The 17,759-nt window shown below is 33.7% G+C and carries 18 protein-coding genes; 10 read left to right on the top strand and 8 right to left on the bottom strand.

Annotation, left to right across the window (positions count from 1 at the left end; genetic code table 11):
* Positions 1-102 precede the first annotated feature (102 nt).
* A complete protein-coding gene (locus tag ASJ80_RS01070; protein WP_069583452.1) occupies positions 103-1,527 on the top strand; it encodes an Ig-like domain-containing protein in 1,425 nt (474 codons plus the stop codon).
* Between the two features lie 226 nt (positions 1,528-1,753).
* Here the strand turns inward: ASJ80_RS01070 and ASJ80_RS01065 are convergent, their stop codons facing one another.
* Together ASJ80_RS01065 and ASJ80_RS01060 are read right to left on the bottom strand one after the other, a co-directional pair.
* The gene (locus ASJ80_RS01065; protein ID WP_176720227.1) at positions 1,754-2,920 is read right to left on the bottom strand and encodes an Nre family DNA repair protein; all 1,167 of its coding nucleotides are present in this window, start codon (positions 2,918-2,920) and stop codon (positions 1,754-1,756) included.
* Between the two features lie 146 nt (positions 2,921-3,066).
* Positions 3,067-3,462 carry a PadR family transcriptional regulator gene (locus ASJ80_RS01060; RefSeq protein ID WP_083240927.1) on the bottom strand — a complete coding sequence of 132 codons (396 nt, stop codon included), beginning with the start codon at positions 3,460-3,462 and terminating at the stop codon, positions 3,067-3,069.
* Positions 3,463-3,680: 218 nt separating this feature from the next.
* On the opposite strand from ASJ80_RS01060, the gene ASJ80_RS01055 reads away from it, so the two are divergent.
* The 7 genes from ASJ80_RS01055 to ASJ80_RS01025 all read left to right on the top strand — a co-directional run bounded on the left by ASJ80_RS01055 (position 3,681) and on the right by ASJ80_RS01025 (position 8,567).
* The gene (locus ASJ80_RS01055; RefSeq protein WP_069583451.1) at positions 3,681-4,571 is read left to right on the top strand and encodes an alpha/beta hydrolase; all 891 of its coding nucleotides are present in this window, start codon (positions 3,681-3,683) and stop codon (positions 4,569-4,571) included.
* Between the two features lie 77 nt (positions 4,572-4,648).
* Positions 4,649-5,278: an SGNH/GDSL hydrolase family protein gene (locus tag ASJ80_RS01050; RefSeq protein ID WP_069583450.1), complete on the top strand. Its 630-nt coding sequence runs from the start codon at positions 4,649-4,651 to the stop codon at positions 5,276-5,278.
* Positions 5,279-5,443: 165 nt separating this feature from the next.
* Positions 5,444-6,004 (top strand): GNAT family N-acetyltransferase, encoded by a 561-nt coding sequence (locus tag ASJ80_RS01045; protein WP_176720226.1) that lies wholly within the window; start codon positions 5,444-5,446, stop codon positions 6,002-6,004.
* A 172-nt stretch (positions 6,005-6,176) separates the two neighbouring features.
* The gene (locus ASJ80_RS01040) at positions 6,177-6,983 is read left to right on the top strand and encodes a HEAT repeat domain-containing protein (protein ID WP_069583448.1); all 807 of its coding nucleotides are present in this window, start codon (positions 6,177-6,179) and stop codon (positions 6,981-6,983) included.
* A gap of 35 nt (positions 6,984-7,018) precedes the next feature.
* Positions 7,019-7,357 carry a cupin domain-containing protein gene (locus ASJ80_RS01035; protein WP_069583447.1) on the top strand — a complete coding sequence of 113 codons (339 nt, stop codon included), beginning with the start codon at positions 7,019-7,021 and terminating at the stop codon, positions 7,355-7,357.
* Between the two features lie 99 nt (positions 7,358-7,456).
* A complete protein-coding gene (locus tag ASJ80_RS01030; RefSeq protein ID WP_069583446.1) occupies positions 7,457-8,122 on the top strand; it encodes a HEAT repeat domain-containing protein in 666 nt (221 codons plus the stop codon).
* Positions 8,123-8,273: 151 nt separating this feature from the next.
* The gene (locus ASJ80_RS01025) at positions 8,274-8,567 is read left to right on the top strand and encodes a hypothetical protein (RefSeq protein WP_083240926.1); all 294 of its coding nucleotides are present in this window, start codon (positions 8,274-8,276) and stop codon (positions 8,565-8,567) included.
* 130 nt (positions 8,568-8,697) lie between these two features.
* On the opposite strand, the gene ASJ80_RS01020 is transcribed toward ASJ80_RS01025, so the two are convergent.
* The 5 genes from ASJ80_RS01020 to ASJ80_RS01000 all read right to left on the bottom strand — a co-directional run bounded on the left by ASJ80_RS01020 (position 8,698) and on the right by ASJ80_RS01000 (position 12,491).
* On the bottom strand, positions 8,698-9,348 hold the full coding sequence (locus tag ASJ80_RS01020) for a class I SAM-dependent methyltransferase (protein WP_069583445.1): 651 nt from the start codon (positions 9,346-9,348) through the stop codon (positions 8,698-8,700).
* Positions 9,349-9,373: 25 nt separating this feature from the next.
* Entirely contained in the window at positions 9,374-9,997 is a 624-nt protein-coding gene (locus tag ASJ80_RS01015; RefSeq protein WP_245837439.1) for an MBL fold metallo-hydrolase, read from the bottom strand.
* A gap of 17 nt (positions 9,998-10,014) precedes the next feature.
* Positions 10,015-10,803 (bottom strand): EFR1 family ferrodoxin, encoded by a 789-nt coding sequence (locus ASJ80_RS01010; RefSeq protein WP_069583443.1) that lies wholly within the window; start codon positions 10,801-10,803, stop codon positions 10,015-10,017.
* 17 nt (positions 10,804-10,820) lie between these two features.
* The gene (locus tag ASJ80_RS01005) at positions 10,821-11,384 is read right to left on the bottom strand and encodes a PadR family transcriptional regulator (protein ID WP_069583442.1); all 564 of its coding nucleotides are present in this window, start codon (positions 11,382-11,384) and stop codon (positions 10,821-10,823) included.
* 564 nt (positions 11,385-11,948) lie between these two features.
* Complete coding sequence (locus ASJ80_RS01000; protein WP_141705173.1) at positions 11,949-12,491, bottom strand: hypothetical protein; 543 nt, start codon at positions 12,489-12,491, stop codon at positions 11,949-11,951.
* Positions 12,492-12,657: 166 nt separating this feature from the next.
* Between ASJ80_RS01000 and ASJ80_RS17410 the strand changes: the two genes are divergently transcribed.
* Positions 12,658-13,215, top strand: a complete 558-nt coding sequence (locus ASJ80_RS17410) for an isochorismatase family protein (RefSeq protein ID WP_069583440.1) — start codon at positions 12,658-12,660, stop codon at positions 13,213-13,215.
* A gap of 144 nt (positions 13,216-13,359) precedes the next feature.
* Positions 13,360-14,226 carry an MBL fold metallo-hydrolase gene (locus ASJ80_RS00990; RefSeq protein WP_069583439.1) on the top strand — a complete coding sequence of 289 codons (867 nt, stop codon included), beginning with the start codon at positions 13,360-13,362 and terminating at the stop codon, positions 14,224-14,226.
* 60 nt (positions 14,227-14,286) lie between these two features.
* Here ASJ80_RS00990 and ASJ80_RS00985 read toward each other — a convergent pair whose 3' ends face one another.
* Entirely contained in the window at positions 14,287-17,520 is a 3,234-nt protein-coding gene (locus ASJ80_RS00985) for a PAS domain S-box protein (RefSeq protein ID WP_069583438.1), read from the bottom strand.
* Positions 17,521-17,759: the final 239 nt, after the last annotated feature.

Raw genomic sequence — 17,759 nt, 5'->3', positions numbered from 1 at the left:
AAATACACGAGCAAGTTTATAATATTAGTTTTTTTATTTAGCTTAACTTTCATAACATTATCAGCAGTTAATGCAGTTTCTGCCAGTTCATCAGTCATTTACGTGAACGGTTCACACGGAAACGATGCAAACGATGGACTTTCATGGGCAACTGCAAAACGAACAATAGTAAATGCTACACGGACCATAGCCAACGGCGGAACTGTAAATATAGCAAATGGAGTTTACAGAGAATGCAACATCATAATTAACAAAGACATGACCATAAAAGGGCAGAGTAAAAGCAGTACCATTATAAATGGAACCAATAACGCGCCAATATTCAAAATTCAAAGCAGTTTAAATGTTATAATTCAAAATTTAACAATTGTAAATAAAAATTACACTGGATCAGCAGGCTCCATTTCAAATAATGGAGGTACCGTAACTGTAAAGAATTGTATTTTCAAGGATAACATTGGAAATGCTGGTGCTATTTATAATACAGGCCATCTAAGCATTGCTGGCTGTATTTTCACAGGCAATACTGCAAAGTACTATGGCGGTGCTATCCGTAATGAAGGTACTTTAAATGTAATTAGTAGTGTTTTCACAGGTAATAGGGCGAATTATGGTGGTTTTGCATATGGTGGTGCTATCTACAATGCCTGCAATTTAACAGTTACTAACAGTGCATTCACAAATAACCTTGCTGACAGGGGTAGTGATATTTACAATAAAGGTAATTTGACTGCTCACTTCAACCAGATTGTTGAATATGCATATATCATAGAGAATGGAAATGTAAATTCTGTAAATAGTAGAAATACTATCTACAATAGCGGTGGAACAGTAGATGCAGAACTTAACTGGTGGGGAAATAATAAATACCCCTTAATGAACGGTTTTACCGTCGCTAAATGGTTGGTACTCAAATTAAATGTTAATTCAAGTTCCGTGCCAATTAATACAAACTCCATGATAACTGCAGACTTAAGGTATGATAATTATGGAATGCTTCATACAGAATCATACTTACCAAATGGAATACCCGTAACTTTTACCACTACTCTTGGAACCATAAACACAAAAGCTTATACTACTGCAGGAATAGCACAATCTACATTAAAGAGCGCAACTGGAGGCACTGCTAACGTTTCAGTTGTACTGGATGCTCAACAATTATTCAAATCAGTTAAAATAATAGATAAAGTTCCTCCTAAAGTGAGTTCAACAAATCCAAAAAACAATGCAGCAGGATTTTCAAGAACAGCCACTATCTCAATTAAATTCAACGAGAACATAAAAGCAAGCACATACTGGTCAAAAATCTATGTTAAAAACATGAAAACAGGGAAAACTGCCGTAATCAGCAAAGCAATCAAAGGAAATACACTTTACATCAAAATGAGCTCAAAAAGATACTCATACACATGGTACCAAATTTACATTCCAAAAACAGCAATAAAAGACAATTTTAACAACAATTTAGCGGCAGCTTATACTTTCAAGTTCAAAACAGGAAAATATCCCTTAAACTACCAGTAAATTGAAATATATTCAGCACTTTTGCTGAATTCTAATTATTTCTTTTTTTATATTATTTTAAGGATTTAAAACTATTTTACAGAACTAGGGCCTATAGAGACACCCTTCCTATAGATTACATTATTTAAACTCACCATCAAATTCCAAATCAAAAAAATATTTAAAAAAAGTCAGATATCGAATTTGTGCCCCTTGAAATTGGTGGGACCTATCAATTAAATTAAAATTACCTGAAAAAGTTATCTAACGTCATCTGCCTAGATCTCATGAGGTCCTGCAGCAGGGTACTTGTTTGTTTAAATTTTTCCATAGGGAGCTTTAATTTAGTTTCAATATATGCAAGAGCTGTTTTCATGTCTTCAAATTCCCTTGGGATTTCACCCATTGCACTTCTCACATTTTCCCTGACGTTGAAAACTCCAAGAGGTACATATCCATTGTAAGCTTCCCTCAGCACTATTGCACCAGCTTGTTTCTTCTCACGGGCAAGGGCTTCAAGGACTGCCATCTTACAAGTATAATAGCATCCACCTACACATGAATATTCTTTTTTACCACCGTTTAACTCATGGTCTGCAAATATCAGCTCTTCACGGCCCATAACATGCATGAACGCTTCAATCCATTCATACTGCCATTCCATTGGGAGTAACAACACAGCATAATAATTGTTGAGGCTGCTGAATTCATATACTCTGTAAGTATCCAGTATATCATAATGCCGGACTTCTCGAAGCAAATTATCTGCTATAATTGTATCACAGGCTGTAATTGACCACCGTGTAGGGACTAATTTCCTGTTTTTTTCAACCCCCATTGTTCCCACAGAAAATGCCTTCTGGATACTTGAAAAGGGAACCCCTTTGCTGTGGAGGTCAACTGTGGCTGCAGCTGCCTTAAAATCAGTGTCATAGTACACTTTTTCCAGCTGGCGGTCCCATTTAACTGCATCTATATCAAATTTTTCAATTAAAGCACTTGGGCCGTGGGGCGCTGTTTCATCGCTGAATGAAAGACCCTTTGGGCGGCTTCCAAATTCAGCCTCGCTTTCAATTGAAGTGGATGCAAGGGAAATCTCCTGTAATTTCTCAACAAAAGAATTATTGAAGTCCTGTATTCCTACAGTTTGTTTACCACGTACTAAATTCAACCTGTAGCCTATAATCTCTTCCTGAGTTGTCTGGTTGGGTATCCATGATTCTGGACTGTCCATAATTGATATATCACCCTGTATTGGAGCAATCATTGGGCCAGCATAGACTTTGGGATAGTTCCAACTGCCAATGAATACTGAAGGAGGTGTAGTTCCATCGAGTTCCTTTCCTACATCAACTGATTTCATATTGATGTTCGCTGTGAGCCTTTTGAGGTAGGCTTCCTTGCCCTTTATCATGATCTTATATATCCACTTACCTTAATAAAAAAGTAATGAGAGCATATGGAAAGTATCTTTAAAATTATTTGATAGCATTTACCTAAATTATGATTCATAAGTGAAATTGAAAATACATTTCGCCAATTTTAATTTTTGACTATCTGTTAAACAGAACCCATATATTCTTGAAATTCTGTCCAGATATTAGCATGATCCTTTTTAACATGTTCAGAAAGTTTTTTAAAACTTAAAATGAAATTTCTACCTTCATCAGTCATCACATAATACTTCACTTTTCTTTTTCCCTGATGTTCCCAAGATCCTTTTATTAGTCCGTTACTTTCTAAATCATGCAGTACAGGGTAAATTTTACTGCTACTTGGCATTTTATTCTCATAAGGGTTAGAATTACTAAGTGCAGTCATTATCTCATATCCATGCATCCTCTTTTTGTTAATAAGCCATAAAATCATGATATTGCTGAAACTCCTCATTAAACCTTTAATAAGTTTTCTTTCATATTTAGACAAACTTTTAAAGATTTGCATATGTTCTTCCATGAAATTAACTCCTTTATTCCCGGTTAAATATCAAAATTTGATATATCATTTTTTGATACTAATGATTTGATATATCGATTTTATATAATTTTTTAAATAGTTACCCATAGGATAGTGAAGTAACTGAAAAAGTATTTTTTAAATTAAATCCAAATTAATTATATTAAATTTAAAATTTAGTAAGGATAATAAAACATTTATCATAAAAAGGGACTATCATGAATAATAAGCAAGCTGAAGAAGTACTGAATGTTATCAATAAAAGCATTTCTTTAAGTCAAGGGAACATATTTCAGTTAAGAAAAGATTTTGAACAGTTATACCTTAAGTTCAGTTCTAAACATGAGCTTAATGTGAAAATTCAAAACGTCAGCGATATCCCTGGATTTAAAATCTGTGCTGAAAATGCTCAAGATGACCACATAATACTGTTTTTCCATGGAGGCAGCTTTACAGCAGGCTCTACAAAGGATCACCTTGACTTGTGCGGGAAACTATCTCGTGAATCAGGTTTCTGTGTTTTTAGCATTGATTACAGGCTTGCACCAGAACATAAATTTCCTGATGCTGTAGAAGACTGCTTAATGTCATATTTATGGCTCTTAAAGAATGGAATAGAAGCCTCCCAAATTATTATTGCAGGGATATCTGCTGGTGGAACTTTAGCATTATCTACGCTTTTATCTCTACGAGATAATGAAGTTGAGCTTCCAAGAGCCGCAGTATGCATGTCACCCTTAGTTGATATGCTATTTGAAGGTCATTCCATGGTAACAAATAAAGGAAAAGACTGGATTACACAAGAAAGGCTTGAAAAATCAAGAAGAATCTATTTAAAAGGTAACAGCCTAACTCAACCTTTAGCTTCACCAATTTATGCAGATTTACATGGATTACCTCCATTAATGATTCAGGTTGGCAGCCATGAACTGTTATTGGACGATATTATAAAATTTTATGAAAAAGCAGTTGATTCTAATGTTGAAGTGACTTTTGAACTCTGGAAAGACATGTTTCACAGTTTTCAAATTTTTTCATCATGTATTGAAGAAGGGCAAAATGCCACCAGAAATGCTGGAAAATATATAAAACATATGTTATCACTGTAATTTCCATATTAATATTTGAATTTATAAAAATGAACTATTATATGCATTATAACTATAAAAACAACAGAGGACTATTTATGAAAACTATTCTTTGTTATGGTGATTCACTTACATGGGGCTATGATCCTGCAACTGGCAAGCGTATTGCAAGAGACAAACGGTGGCCCGGAGTTTTAAGGAACGATTTAAGCAGTAATTATTTTGTAATTGAAGAAGGACTGAATGGTAGAACAACATTATGGGACGACCCACTACATGGGGGCTATAAGAATGGAATGAAGTACCTTATACCATGTCTTGCATCCCACAGACCCGTTGATCTTGTAATATTATTTTTAGGCACCAATGACCTTAAGACGCGCTTTTCTCTTTCCGTTACAGAAATTGCCCGCAGTATCCGTGTTCTGGTGGATTTAATCCTTAAAAGTGAAGCAGGTCCCCATGAAAATGCACCAGAATTGTTATTAGTTGCTCCACCGATAATTACAGAACTATCCAATTTTGCTGAGGAATTTGAAAGTGGAAAAACTAAATCACGTCTATTAGGCCAATATTACAAGCAGGTAGCTGAAGAACATAATGTTCATTTCTTAGACTCTTCAGAAGTGGTTGTAGCAAGCGACTTAGATGGAATTCATCTGGATGTCGGGGAACATGTTAAACTCGGCCATGTAATAGCCGATATTGTTGTAAAAATCATGGAATAGAAATGTTAAATCAGATCGTATATCCAAAATATTAGAATATAATAAAAATAGTAAGATTTAACTAGCTTAAGTTCCATCAATAAATTTCTATAGGTTAAAATCAATAAATATACACAGATTAATTTTAAAATTGATTAATTTTATAAAAGTTGAGGGATGAAAAACGTGAGAATAAGACCCGGATTTCCAAAATTATCTACAAAAAGATTAATTTTACGAAAAATGACCAGCAAAGATGCAGAAACATTATTCAAATTCTGGTCAGATGATGAAGTTACAAAATATATGAATATGAACTCTTTTGTAAATATTGAACAGGCCACCTATATGATTAACTTTTTAAACAACCTGTTTAAAAATAAGGAAGGTATTAGATGGGGTATAATCCGAAAAGAAGATAATGCCCTTATTGGGACCTGTGGTTTTAACACATGGATTAAAAGAAGCTCTAGGGGAGAAATTGGATACGAATTAGGTCAAGGATACTGGGGAAAAGGATACGCTACTGAAGCCTTGAAAGAAGTGATCAGATTTGGATTTAAAGAAACGCTTTTAAACCGTATTGAAGCATATGTTGTCCCAGAAGCATCACGATCCGTTAATGTACTTGAAAAACTTGGTTTCAGGAAAGAAGGAACTCTTAGAGAATATGGATACTGGAACAACAGGTATTGGAGCGAACATATTTACGCATTACTCAGGAAAGAATGGAAGCAGTTAAAATAATTAATAAATTAAACTTGCTATTTTAAATGTCTCATCAGATTCTGCAGTTTGAAATTCTCAAATTTTACTACATGCAAACATAACTCTATGAAGCAGCACGTATTCCATGTGCTGTAAGCAGGTGCAAATCTAAAATAAATTTTATAGATACCACCAAATAATAATGATTACAATGGCAACTGAAGATAAAATGAAACAGGCCCAAAGAAAAAGAGGTCAGATTTCATCGGAAGAGCTTGGAGCATATGTTGAATTTGAGGCAGAACATTTAATTGAAATGTTAAATAACGACAACCCTCAAGAAAGAACAATTGCTGCAACAATATTAGGAAATAGAAGAGATGAAAAAGGAATATTGCCATTATGTGACTCTTTAAAGAAAGAAAAAGCGCTTTATTCACGAATTACCATGTCTGAAGCGTTGGGCAAAATGGGAAAAACAGCAGTTCCCCCATTAATCAAATTGCTGGGCCAGATTGGAAATAATCAGGAAAAAGAACTACCCGAGAAATATTTTAAAAAGAAAAGTTTTCCACTGGCACGCGATATGGCCGCAAGGACAATTGTCAAAATTGGAAAACCAGCTACACCATATCTAATTGAAGTAATGGAAAAACAGGATGATTATATCTCACAACAGGCAGTTGATGCTTTGGGTGGGATAGCAGCTAAGACCTGCGATAAAAGTGCACTGCCTGTACTGATTAATGGCCTTGATTCAAATAATGAAATTACTTTGTGGAAAATAATCAGGTCTTTAAGTGGATTCAAACATAGCTTTGAAGCGCTGCCACCACTGCTAAATATTTTAGAAAAAGATTATGACGCTGCAATTATCTGGGAATCTGCAAGAACTTTAGGCCAGATAAGTATCAACAGGCAGGATGTTGTGGATGCACTTTGTAAATTAGAAAAGAATGATCACCCTGAAATTAAAAAGGCAGCAAAAAATGCGTTAATTAATCTTGAAAATCTTTAAAATATCCAGAAATTTATAACACACGAGGAACAAACATGTCAACATACAAAGTTGGAAAAACAGGAAAAGACGGTTATATAAATGTTTTTGACGGCATAAAACGAAAAACACTTGTTTATGGAGATAATACACTTTTAACTGAATTTAAATTAGAAAAAGGAAAAATACTGCCTGCACACAGCCACCCTGAAGAGCAGACTGGTTATCTAGTATCAGGCCACATAATACTGATTATCAACGGCGAAAGGCATGATATAAAACCTGGGGACAGCTGGGCAATTCCAGGGGATGCAGTGCACGGTGCAGAGACAATTGAAGATTCAGTCGCTGTTGAAATATTTTCACCTGTTAGAGAGGATTATATCCCTGAATAAATGTTATCTACATTTTTTATTTCAGCTATTGTGATTAGGAATACTGTTCAGTTATAAAGACATTGAATTAAAAATCCATTATGTTGCAGGTAGTATTTTATGGAAAATATACTGAATTTAATCAATAGTTTAAATGGTCCCAATGATATTGAATCATTAAAAGCATTTAAAAAAATTTCTCGCATGGCTTCTAAAAATCCATTGATTGTTGAAAAATACAGATCACATCTTACCGAAAAATTATATCATGAAAATCAAGAGATATGTGCATATGCCTGCTGGTCAGCAGGTATAATCGGTAAAAAGAAGCCAGAATGGTATACACATTCAATTTCAAGACTTTTTAACCTTGTGAACCATTCAAATGATCAGATACGAGAATATGCTCTTTTTGCATTAGGATGGATTGGTAGAGCAAAACCCGAGCTAATAGAAGAACACATTGATAAAATTATTGATAAACACGATGATCAATGCCCTGAAGTTCGTGTTAGTATGATATGGGCGTCGGAAAATATAGGAAATACAAAACCAGATTTGTTCAGAAACTACATTCATATTTATGAAGAATTATTAAACGATGCAGATAAAAAAGTTCGCAGCGAAGCTCCAGAATTTTTCAGAGTTATGGGTAAAAATAGGCCAGAACTGGTTAAAAACTCAATTCCAAAATTAAAGACAAAATTAAATGATGCGTATCATGTGACCAGAGTCCATTCTAATGGAGCAATAAAAACAATAGAAAAAAATTTAAAAGGAGATTAAATTTGTTGAAGGAAACTCAAGTTTCCTGAACCGCAAAATCTAAAATTTTGATAGATTTTGCAGGCCTCAGATAAACAAAGGCGGAAAATACATTTTTGGATGGTCACCCATTAGCGGAGATCTACACATAAAAATTCCTGATGAAATTATTTTGGAGTATGATCTGCTTAAAGAAGGAAAATTGATAATTATATCTGGAAGTAAAACATCCGGAGGATTTGTTGTATCCAGATTAGGCCTAATAAAACAGTCCATAATGAAAGGACTACTAACAGATTATCCCAACATTGAGGATTATTCGCTGCCTGAAGGAAAATGCGTAAAATACAAAGGGAGGCACTACTGCTGGGTTAATATCAACACCAATGGAATTTTAAAACTGCCTGAAGAAACAGCAAAATGCTTTGATGTTAAAAAAAATGATAAATTACTTTCTATAAGATGAAGTAACATTTGATTTGTTTTTGCAGTTAAAGGCCCAATTGTAGAGAGTGCAAATAACTATGATGGAATAATTGAGGAATATCACCCTTAACTTATCTGAAAATAGATGGTGGAGATAACCACTAAACAATTTAATACACTCTTTTTTTCTGCCCAACATAATAAAATCCATTTGATTTATGGCCGTTCATAGTATCAAAGACTGTTTTTTCAAATACCATTTTATTAAAATCATTTGTCAATTCTAAAATATGTTCTTCAGTATGGTGTCTCAAAACTGCACCTTCTGGAAGTTCAAAAATACCATAAATCCCGTATTTATCTTCATATTTTTGGTATCTCCCAAGATTTCTTTTATCATCATTTATTAAAAAATCAGTTAGATACAGGATCCCTCCGTCTTTAAGCACCCTTAAGATTTCTGAAATCAGTTTTTCCTGTTCTTCATCTTTAACATTGGACGTTAACACAGAAATAAGAAGCACTGCATCAAATTTGTTATCCTGAAACGGTATACTGTCCCCATCATTTTTAATGAGATTTAAATAGGGATGCTCTTTTAAACCTCGTTCTACCATTCCTTGAGAATAATCAATACCTACCAATTTATTAAAGCCGTGTTTGTAAAGTTCACCCAATGTTCTCCCATAACCGCAGCCTACATCTAATATGCTTCTTTCCTTGGGTACAAATTTTTCAAACTCTTCAATTTTAAAAGGGGTCGGAAATTCCTTTTCTTCGGCTGCTTTATCCCAGTATTCCTGATTGTGAATATTTTCCATATATTTTCCCCATCTAAGCTATATATTAATACAATTCTTTCAGCTGTCCATTTCTTTTAAGTGGTTCGCCATGGGCAGGACATATCCACTCAAAATCATAATTATCAATTTTAACCAATGACTCTTTTAAAACAGAGTCGTTCCAGTTCATAAATGATTTCATGGGAGCTATTTTTCCCTTTGATGTCCTGAATAAGTCACCAGCAAATAAAACGCCGTTGTAAATGATGCATACGTGCCCAGGAGTATGTCCTGGAGCTGCTATAACTACAATATCTCCCATTTTTCCATCTTCAGGATAAAGATTTATATTTTCCGGCTTTTTAACCCTCATAATATATGAAATCAATTTTTTGATACCCGGACGATTTTTTTCTCCATAAATATAAGGGATATCCTCTTTTGAGGCCCATATTTTAGCCCCAGTCGCCTGCTGCAGGAAAGCAAGGCTCCCAATATGGTCTACATCATGGTGTGTTATTAAAATATGTTTAACATCTTGAGGTTCTATGCCCACAGACTTCAAATCATTTAAAATCCCTTTTCCCTGTCCAGGACGTCCTGTATCTATTAAAATAATTTCTTCACCAAAAATTAGATAAGCATAATTTCCTTTTGTTGAATCCAATGCATAAACATTATCAGTCACTTTCAAAAAACCCACTCCTACCTTATCATTATATCATTTACCTTTATTTCAGGGTTATGATACCGCCTTTTAGGATCTTCATTTTTAATATGAACTGCTTCTTTAGGGCACCACTGAACACACGCCTGACAAAACTCACAGTTTTGATTCCAGTGAGGTTTATCACTCATTACTTCAATGTTGTTGCTCGGGCAAATCTTTTGGCAGTTTAAGCACATGCTGCATTTTTCATCAGCCCAAAATTTACCCATTGTGTTTATCCTGCTCATTCCCATTCCATAAACGAAGTTACCAAATTTATTAAGCAGCGCTGAACTTGTTTCAGGTTCGTGTTTCCTTTTATTAGTTATAACTTCTACCATCTCTGAAAGCCTCTCCTTTCCAGATTTAGTTATCTTGCTGTTCCTTTCAATTAACATGGCCATTTTAATGAAAATATTGTCTTCCTGAATCGTATTAGCAGTTTCCCTAACTGCAAAACCCGCATGTAACTCTGTACCTTTCTTTTGAAGCATCTTTTGCAGCTGAACCAGTGTTTCACCCGGCTGACCTGCACATGTGGTTACAGCAAAAATATATTGATCACTGCTTATTTTAAGTTTCTGAACAAAATCAGCGACCATATTGGGCATTCCCCACATATAAACTGGGAAAACAATTCCAATAACTGGAGCATTGGCTTCAATATTTCCATCAATAACTGCTGGAATTGAAACAAGTTCTGCATCTTCAAGTTTATTAACAATATCTCTTGCCACAGATAATGAGTTACCAGTTCCAGTGAAGTAAAATATTTTAGTTTTCATTTCTTATTCCCCCCATATTAATCTTTAATCTTTTCTAATTCCACAATACATCCTTCAGCCCATTTTATAGCAGTTTCTAAATTCATTATGCCTCTTTTAATGGTAAAATTCCAGAAAATCTCTTCTTTTTCAGGGATATCTACTGTAAACTCATGGCGGTATCTACCAAAATTCTTTTCTATCTCTTTCAATGATTTTAGATATTCTTTTTTTTGCAAAATAAATTGATTAAATTCTGTTATTAACTGTTCTTTTTCTAATTTTGACCCGAAGAAAATTTTGAGCATGAATTCATCCCTTTTTGTGGACGAAAAAGTTCCTGAGAAATCCTTTAGCCACTCTTGAAATGCATTTTTACCATCTTCAGTTATATTATATATTTTCTTATCCGGCCGATCTTCCTGCTTTTTAATAGTTGATTTTACATATCTTTTTTTTTCTAAAGCTGATAATTCCCTGTAAATTTGACTCAAACTGGCTGCCCATACATGAGATATTGATTTATCAAATATTTTCTTTAGACCATAACCAGACATTGGCCTGTAAGTTAAAAGGCCCAGTATTGCATGTGATAACGACATTACAATTCCTCCAAATTTTTGTTAACAAAAATTTGGGGTTCTCGAAATTCAGAATGAATTTTGTCAACCCCCAAATCTTCGATTTATGGCCGTCGAACACATTGTGTTCGGTCCCTACAAATCTTTAGAAAATCGTAGATTTTCTATGTTTACGAACGAAGTTCGTAACAGTAAACATCGTAGATGTTTACATGCAGCAAAAATCTTCGATTTCTACATGCCCCGATTTGTGGCCAGGGAACTATGTTTCCTATGGCTTCGAAAATTTTTTTAATTTTCGAAAGGTTCCAAACACATAATGTTTGAGAACCTCCAAAAACTTTGTTTTTGGGGTTTTGAAAATACTTCGTATTTTCTTCAACCTCCATGAAATTTAACAGTTCATATATAACTTGTTATATATAACTTATATCATAATATAGAACATGTTATATATAAACTTTCATGAAAATAAGAAAAAAATAAATGACATTAAAAATAAGTATGAGCCCTTAAAAACATTATTTAAACATTAATGAGACACTTAAATTTAAAAATATATACAAAATAAAGGATTTCCAGGAGTTATATATCATAAAATTCAATTTTTTTAAGTAAATCTTGAGTCCTCACGACAAGATAAGTTTCATTTGGCATATCTCTATTAAATTCCAGAATTTTCTCAGATTCAGCGCTTATTTTTATTTTATTGCTTAAAATATCATTAATTATAACTATAATAAATTTTTTAGTTTCTAAAAGAGTATATTCAGGTGCATGCTCATGAAATTTGCTCTTTTCTATTATGTCAAATAACTCTTCAGCATATCTGAGTTTTAAAAAAGAATCTGCTTCGCCGTAATTATCTGAAATAAAATACAGTACTTTTTCTAATAAATCATATTCGCCAAAATAGTTTATAATTAGTATCAACCCATTAAGCGAACTACTATGTTTAACCTCAAGTTCTGAGCATAATTTATCTATTAATTCCCCTCTCCAATGTAATTCCTGGCATTTAGATATATTATAACTTTTATATTCGTCTAAATCACCATCTTTCCACATGAAAAATTCATTACCATAATAACTGAAAAACAATTCTTTAGCCCTGTCTTCACTCACCAAGAACCCGCTCCAAAATATTACTTAAAGAGTTATAGTCACTTATAAGATATGAACATTATGAAAAGATGACCATATTATCCAGTTAACTATAAAATATTTTTTAAATTTTATTAACAAGTAAATTAGAAAATGAGGGAAAATATGAGGAGAGCATTACTTGTAATAGATGTACAGAACGAATATTTCACAGGTAAATTACCAGTTACCTATCCCGAAAACAGTTTTGAAAATATTATTAGTTATAAATTTTGCAAATGAAAATAAAATTCCAGTACTTTCCATTCAACATATCAATCCCTGGAAAGATTCAGCTACATTTAAAAAGGGTACTGATGAACATAGAATCCATAATAAAGTCTTAAAAAGAGGATATGACAAAATCATGGAGAAAAATTTACCTGGAAGCTCTCGAAAATCTTTGATTTTCGAATACCCGAAAAATTGGAAATTTTTCGACGGCTTCCAAAAACAACATTTTTGCAGCAGCGAAATGAAAAATTTCGGATGTTTCACGGGACCAAAATTAGGGCTCTGGCTTAAAAAAAATAACATAGATGCCCTTGTAATCAGTGGATACATAACCCCAATGTGCTGCGATACAACTGCAATACAGGCAATGCACTTTAGCTTTAATGTGGAGTTTTTAAGTGATGCTACAGAACACTCGATATATCAAATTCTGCAGGAGAAATCAGTACTGAAGAACTGCATAAAGCCATATTAATTACACAAGCCATGAGGTTCAGTGAAGTTGTTTCTACAGATGAATGGATAAAAACAGCTGTAAACTATAAATAAGATGAATTTTAGATGAGTATTCTTCTTGAATATACTGAATGAATAAAAAGATCACTAAGGAGTTAAAAATATGGAAATTACAAAAAATGTCCACGCAATAAAAATTCCTTTTCAGGTAAAAACTGAATTAGGAACGCTTGATAGATTCGTTTATTCATACCTGGTAAATGGAGAACAGGTATGCTTAATTGACAGCGGAGTTGTGGCATCTGAAGGTGTGATCTTTGATTATATGGAGAAAATCGGTTTAAAACCTGAAGATATCTCTTTAATGATTTTAACACATTCACATCCAGACCATATTGGATCAGCCAAGTCCATACAAGAAAAATCGGGGTGCCAGGTTGCAGCCCACTCTGGAGAAATACCATGGATCGAAGATGTTGAATTACAGGCAAAAGAACGTCCAGTACCAAATTTCCATCTGCTGGTAGAAGACCCAGTTGATGTTGATATTACCCTTGAAGAAGGAGAAATCGTAGAGTTAGGTAAAAATATTGAATTAAAGGTTATCCATACCCCCGGGCATTCTAAAGGATCTATTTCTCTTTTAATTGAAGAAGAAGGAGTTATCATTACAGGAGACGCTGTTCCACTTAAAGGGGACCTGCCCATTTATGAAGACGTTGAAACCTCTGTAAAATCAATTAAGAAGCTTAAGTCTATTCATGGAATTGAAGCACTGCTTGCAGCATGGGATGACCCTAAAAACGGTGAAGAAGCATACCATGTTATGGATGGAGCGCTTGATTATCTTCAAAGCATCCACGAGTCAGTGGTTAAAATTAGCCAGACAGACAAATCTGCAGATCCAATGGAATTCTGTAAAATGGTATTAAAAGATTTAGGAATACCTGAAGTGGCTGCAAATCCAATAGTTGCCATGTCTTTCCAGGCTAACTTAAATGCACGTGAAAATCAGGATTTATTTTCATAAATCCAATTTAATTTTTGAGGTGCCTTAACTCAACATACGTCCTCTACCAATTTTAATTAATTAAAACCTCTTTTTATAGATTAATTCTTTAAATGTTACCTTAAACATAGACCCCTGTTCTTTTTCTAACTTTATTGAGCCTTCAATCTGTTTTACTAACATATCTACTAGTCTCAGTCCTAATGATGATTCTATATTATTCAAATCAATATTTTCAGGTAAACCAATCCCATTATCACTGACAATGAGTTCATATCCTTGTGAAAGTGAGGAGAGACCTATAAATATTTCACCCATTACATTATCCTGGGGAAATGCATATTTCAAACTGTTAGAAACAAGTTCACTTATTACTAACCCGCATGGAATTGCAGTTTCAATATTTAAGAAAACCTCTTCCAAATCGATGATCAGCCTGATGTTGCTTTTTGTACCGTAAGAATAAACTAAATCTTGAATCAAGCTCTTAATGTAATTTGAGAAATTTATACTGGTTAAATCGGGGGATTGATAAAGCATTTCATGAATCATAGCCATGGATTTAACCCTGTTTTGACTCTCATGCAGAACATTAATGGTCTCAGTATCATCTACATAATTCGCCTGGAGGTCAAGCAGACTTGAGATTATCTGCAGATTATTTTTAACCCTGTGATGTATCTCCTTTAAAAGAAGTTCTTTTTCCTTAAGAGATGCTTTAATCTCATTTTCTGCTTTTTTAAGCTCTGTAATATCACGTGCAGCAGCGAATACTCCTGTAACATTTTTAAATTCATCTTTATAAACAGAAGCATTGTATAATACTGGTGTTGAATAACCATCTTTATTTTTAATTCCCAAAGGATAATCACGTACTCTTCCTTCCCGAAATGCTTCCTGGTAACCTTCTCTGGCTTTTTCAGGTTCTGTGAAATAATCTGAAAAGTCAGTGCCAATTAATTCTTTACGGGAATAACCCGTGACAGACTCAGTAGAACTGTTGACATCAGTGATCTTACCATCAGGCCCAATAGTCACAAGAGGATCCAAACTGGCCTCAATAAGGCTACGATTATACTTACTTGCCAGTTCAATCTTTTCTTCAGCTTTTTTACTTTCAGAGATATCTCTGGCAATGGTTGAAATTCCGCTCAACTTCCCGAATTGATCGATGATTGGAGATAACGTAAGGGATATATCTATTTCCATACCATCTTTACTTACCCTCTTGGTTTCATAGTGAAAAACCCTTTTTCCGTTTTTAATCTGTTCAATGAAATGTTTTACTTCCTTTTTTAAATGGGGCGGTGTCAGCATAGCTATGTTTTTTCCTTTGACTTCCTGGGCAGTATAACCATATAACCTCTCTGCCCCTTTATTATAACTTATTATAACTCCATCAAGATCTTTAGTTATTATTGCATCATTTGATGATTCCACGAGGTTTGCCAGCCTTTGAATTTCTTCTTCAGCTTTTTTAAGCTCTGTTATATCGCGTGCTGCAGCAAAAACGCCCACAATTTTTCCATTTTCGTCTTTATAAACTGATGCATTGTACAAAACTGGAGTTATATCCCCATTTTTATGTACAATTTCCAGAGGATAATCACGGACCCATCCCTCTTTGAACACTTTTTGGTATCCTTCTTTAGCTTGCCCAGGTTTTGTGAAGTAATTTGAAACTTCAGTGCCAATTAATTCTTTACGGGAATAACCCGTGACAGACTCAGTAGAACTATTGACATCAGTGATCTTACCATCAGGCCCAATAGTCACAAGAGGATCCAAATTAGCCTCAATAAGACTACGGTTATATATATTTGATATTCTCAAGACTTCTTCTGCATTTTTACGATCTTTAATGGAGTGAGTGGTCACCACAATACCTTTTATTCCTGGAACATTCATTAGATTTTGAAAAACTGATTCTACAGGAAGATAGCTGCCATCGGCTTTTTTTATCCGGAATTCATTGGAAATTCCAAGATTTCGTTTTTCATAAACTTCCTGCAGGTTCTTCATCACCATTTCACGATCTTCAGGATGGATATAATCGAAAGGATTCTTTCCTATAAAATATTTTTCAGGATAGCCCAAAATTCGTGTTGATGATGGAGAATCAAACTTTATATTACCATTTTCATCAAGTATGTGGATTATATCGTTTGAATTATTAATTAAAGCTTGTGATCTTTCTTCACTACTACGCAGGGCGTGGTTAAGTTCAATTAATTTATTCCCCTGCTGCCGGAGTTCTTCATTGGATAACTGTAGTTCCTCCATTGTAGCCTGTAACTTTTCATTAGATACTTCTAATTCTTCTGTAAATTGCTGTAACTCTTCAATCAACTTCCTTTTTTGTTCTTCTGCTTTTTTACGTTGATTTTCCAGTTCAAATGCACGGATCGCGAAACTTATATCTGCAGCCACTTCCTTAAGGAGTGATATTTCTTCATCATCAAAAATATTAATGTGACTAGAATAAATGGTTAAATTTCCCCAAATTTTTTCATTATTAGTTAAAGGCATTGCAACTGCAGAATTAAATCCATATCTGTTGACTGCATCTAACCAAGGTGTAAAATTAAAGTTATCACCAATATTATTTACAATACACGGTTTACCTGTTTTAATGGATTTACCCGTAGGCCCCTGGCCAGTCAGTGAATCATCCCATGTTACATTCATTAAATCTGAAAATGCTATGTAAGAACCAGAAAATGCCTTTGAAATGACATTATAACTATTTTCTTCAATCTCTCCAATCCAGACTAAGTCAAAACCCCTTGTCTCGCTTAAAATTTTACAGGCCCTATTTAAAAGGTTATTTTTATCTTTTTCAGTTACAATAAGCTGATTAATGTCACGTATAGCCAATAAAATAGAATTTAAATATTTAACCTGTTCTTCCCTTAATTTATAATCAGTGATATCAAAATGGGTCCCTATTACCCTAAAAGGATTACCTTCACCATCACGTTCAATATTGCCTCGGCTCAAAATCCAGCAAATTTCACCTGACTTTTTAATCATTCTAAAATCAATTTTATAACCATCACTACCATTATTTATATTATAATTAAGAGATTCTAGTGTTTTTTCTTTATCATCCGGATGTAAAAGAATTTCAAATGCTTCAAAACTTTGTGGTAATTCACATAAATCATAATTAAAAAGGTTATACCATGCACGGTTAAAAATAACTTTATTTGTTGTGAGATCCCACTCCCAGTAACCTTCATTAGCTGAATCTAAAATAGATTCTAAAAATTGAACTTTTTTTTCAAGCTCCAAATGAGTATTAGTATTTTTCATTTAAATCAGCCCACTAAAATATGCGAATTTAAACTTTACAATTTAATATGAGGTTTTACATTATTAAAAATATCTATATATATTTAACTCATTTCATTAATTCCAAAAATAGGTTTCTTCTAAAATGATTTTACTGCAATGAGTTATAATAAAAAATAAAGTTAAAAATAGGTGTTAAGACAATATATAACACTAAGAATTGATTTTTAAAGGATAACCCTCCATTTAGTTATACTGAA

It is taken from the genome of Methanobacterium bryantii, assembly GCF_002287175.1.
GTDB lineage: Archaea > Methanobacteriota > Methanobacteria > Methanobacteriales > Methanobacteriaceae > Methanobacterium_D > Methanobacterium_D bryantii.
The sequence above is the reverse complement of the archived record's forward strand: the minus strand, read 5'-3'. Positions and strand labels throughout refer to the sequence as shown.

Excerpts from the sequence above, each read along its gene's own strand:
- ASJ80_RS01065 (WP_176720227.1), bottom strand. The coding sequence starts at position 2,920 with ATGATAAAGGGCAAGGAAGCCTACCTCAAAAGGCTCACAGCGAACATC.
- ASJ80_RS01060 (WP_083240927.1), bottom strand. The coding sequence starts at position 3,462 with ATGGAAGAACATATGCAAATCTTTAAAAGTTTGTCTAAATATGAAAGA.
- ASJ80_RS01055 (WP_069583451.1), top strand. The coding sequence starts at position 3,681 with ATGAATAATAAGCAAGCTGAAGAAGTACTGAATGTTATCAATAAAAGC.
- ASJ80_RS01050 (WP_069583450.1), top strand. The coding sequence starts at position 4,649 with ATGAAAACTATTCTTTGTTATGGTGATTCACTTACATGGGGCTATGAT.
- ASJ80_RS01040 (WP_069583448.1), top strand. The coding sequence starts at position 6,177 with ATGGCAACTGAAGATAAAATGAAACAGGCCCAAAGAAAAAGAGGTCAG.
- ASJ80_RS01035 (WP_069583447.1), top strand. The coding sequence starts at position 7,019 with ATGTCAACATACAAAGTTGGAAAAACAGGAAAAGACGGTTATATAAAT.
- ASJ80_RS01030 (WP_069583446.1), top strand. The coding sequence starts at position 7,457 with ATGGAAAATATACTGAATTTAATCAATAGTTTAAATGGTCCCAATGAT.
- ASJ80_RS01020 (WP_069583445.1), bottom strand. The coding sequence starts at position 9,348 with ATGGAAAATATTCACAATCAGGAATACTGGGATAAAGCAGCCGAAGAA.
- ASJ80_RS01010 (WP_069583443.1), bottom strand. The coding sequence starts at position 10,803 with ATGAAAACTAAAATATTTTACTTCACTGGAACTGGTAACTCATTATCT.
- ASJ80_RS01005 (WP_069583442.1), bottom strand. The coding sequence starts at position 11,384 with ATGTCGTTATCACATGCAATACTGGGCCTTTTAACTTACAGGCCAATG.
- ASJ80_RS17410 (WP_069583440.1), top strand. The coding sequence starts at position 12,658 with ATGTACAGAACGAATATTTCACAGGTAAATTACCAGTTACCTATCCCG.
- ASJ80_RS00990 (WP_069583439.1), top strand. The coding sequence starts at position 13,360 with ATGGAAATTACAAAAAATGTCCACGCAATAAAAATTCCTTTTCAGGTA.
- ASJ80_RS00985 (WP_069583438.1), bottom strand. The coding sequence starts at position 17,520 with ATGAAAAATACTAATACTCATTTGGAGCTTGAAAAAAAAGTTCAATTT.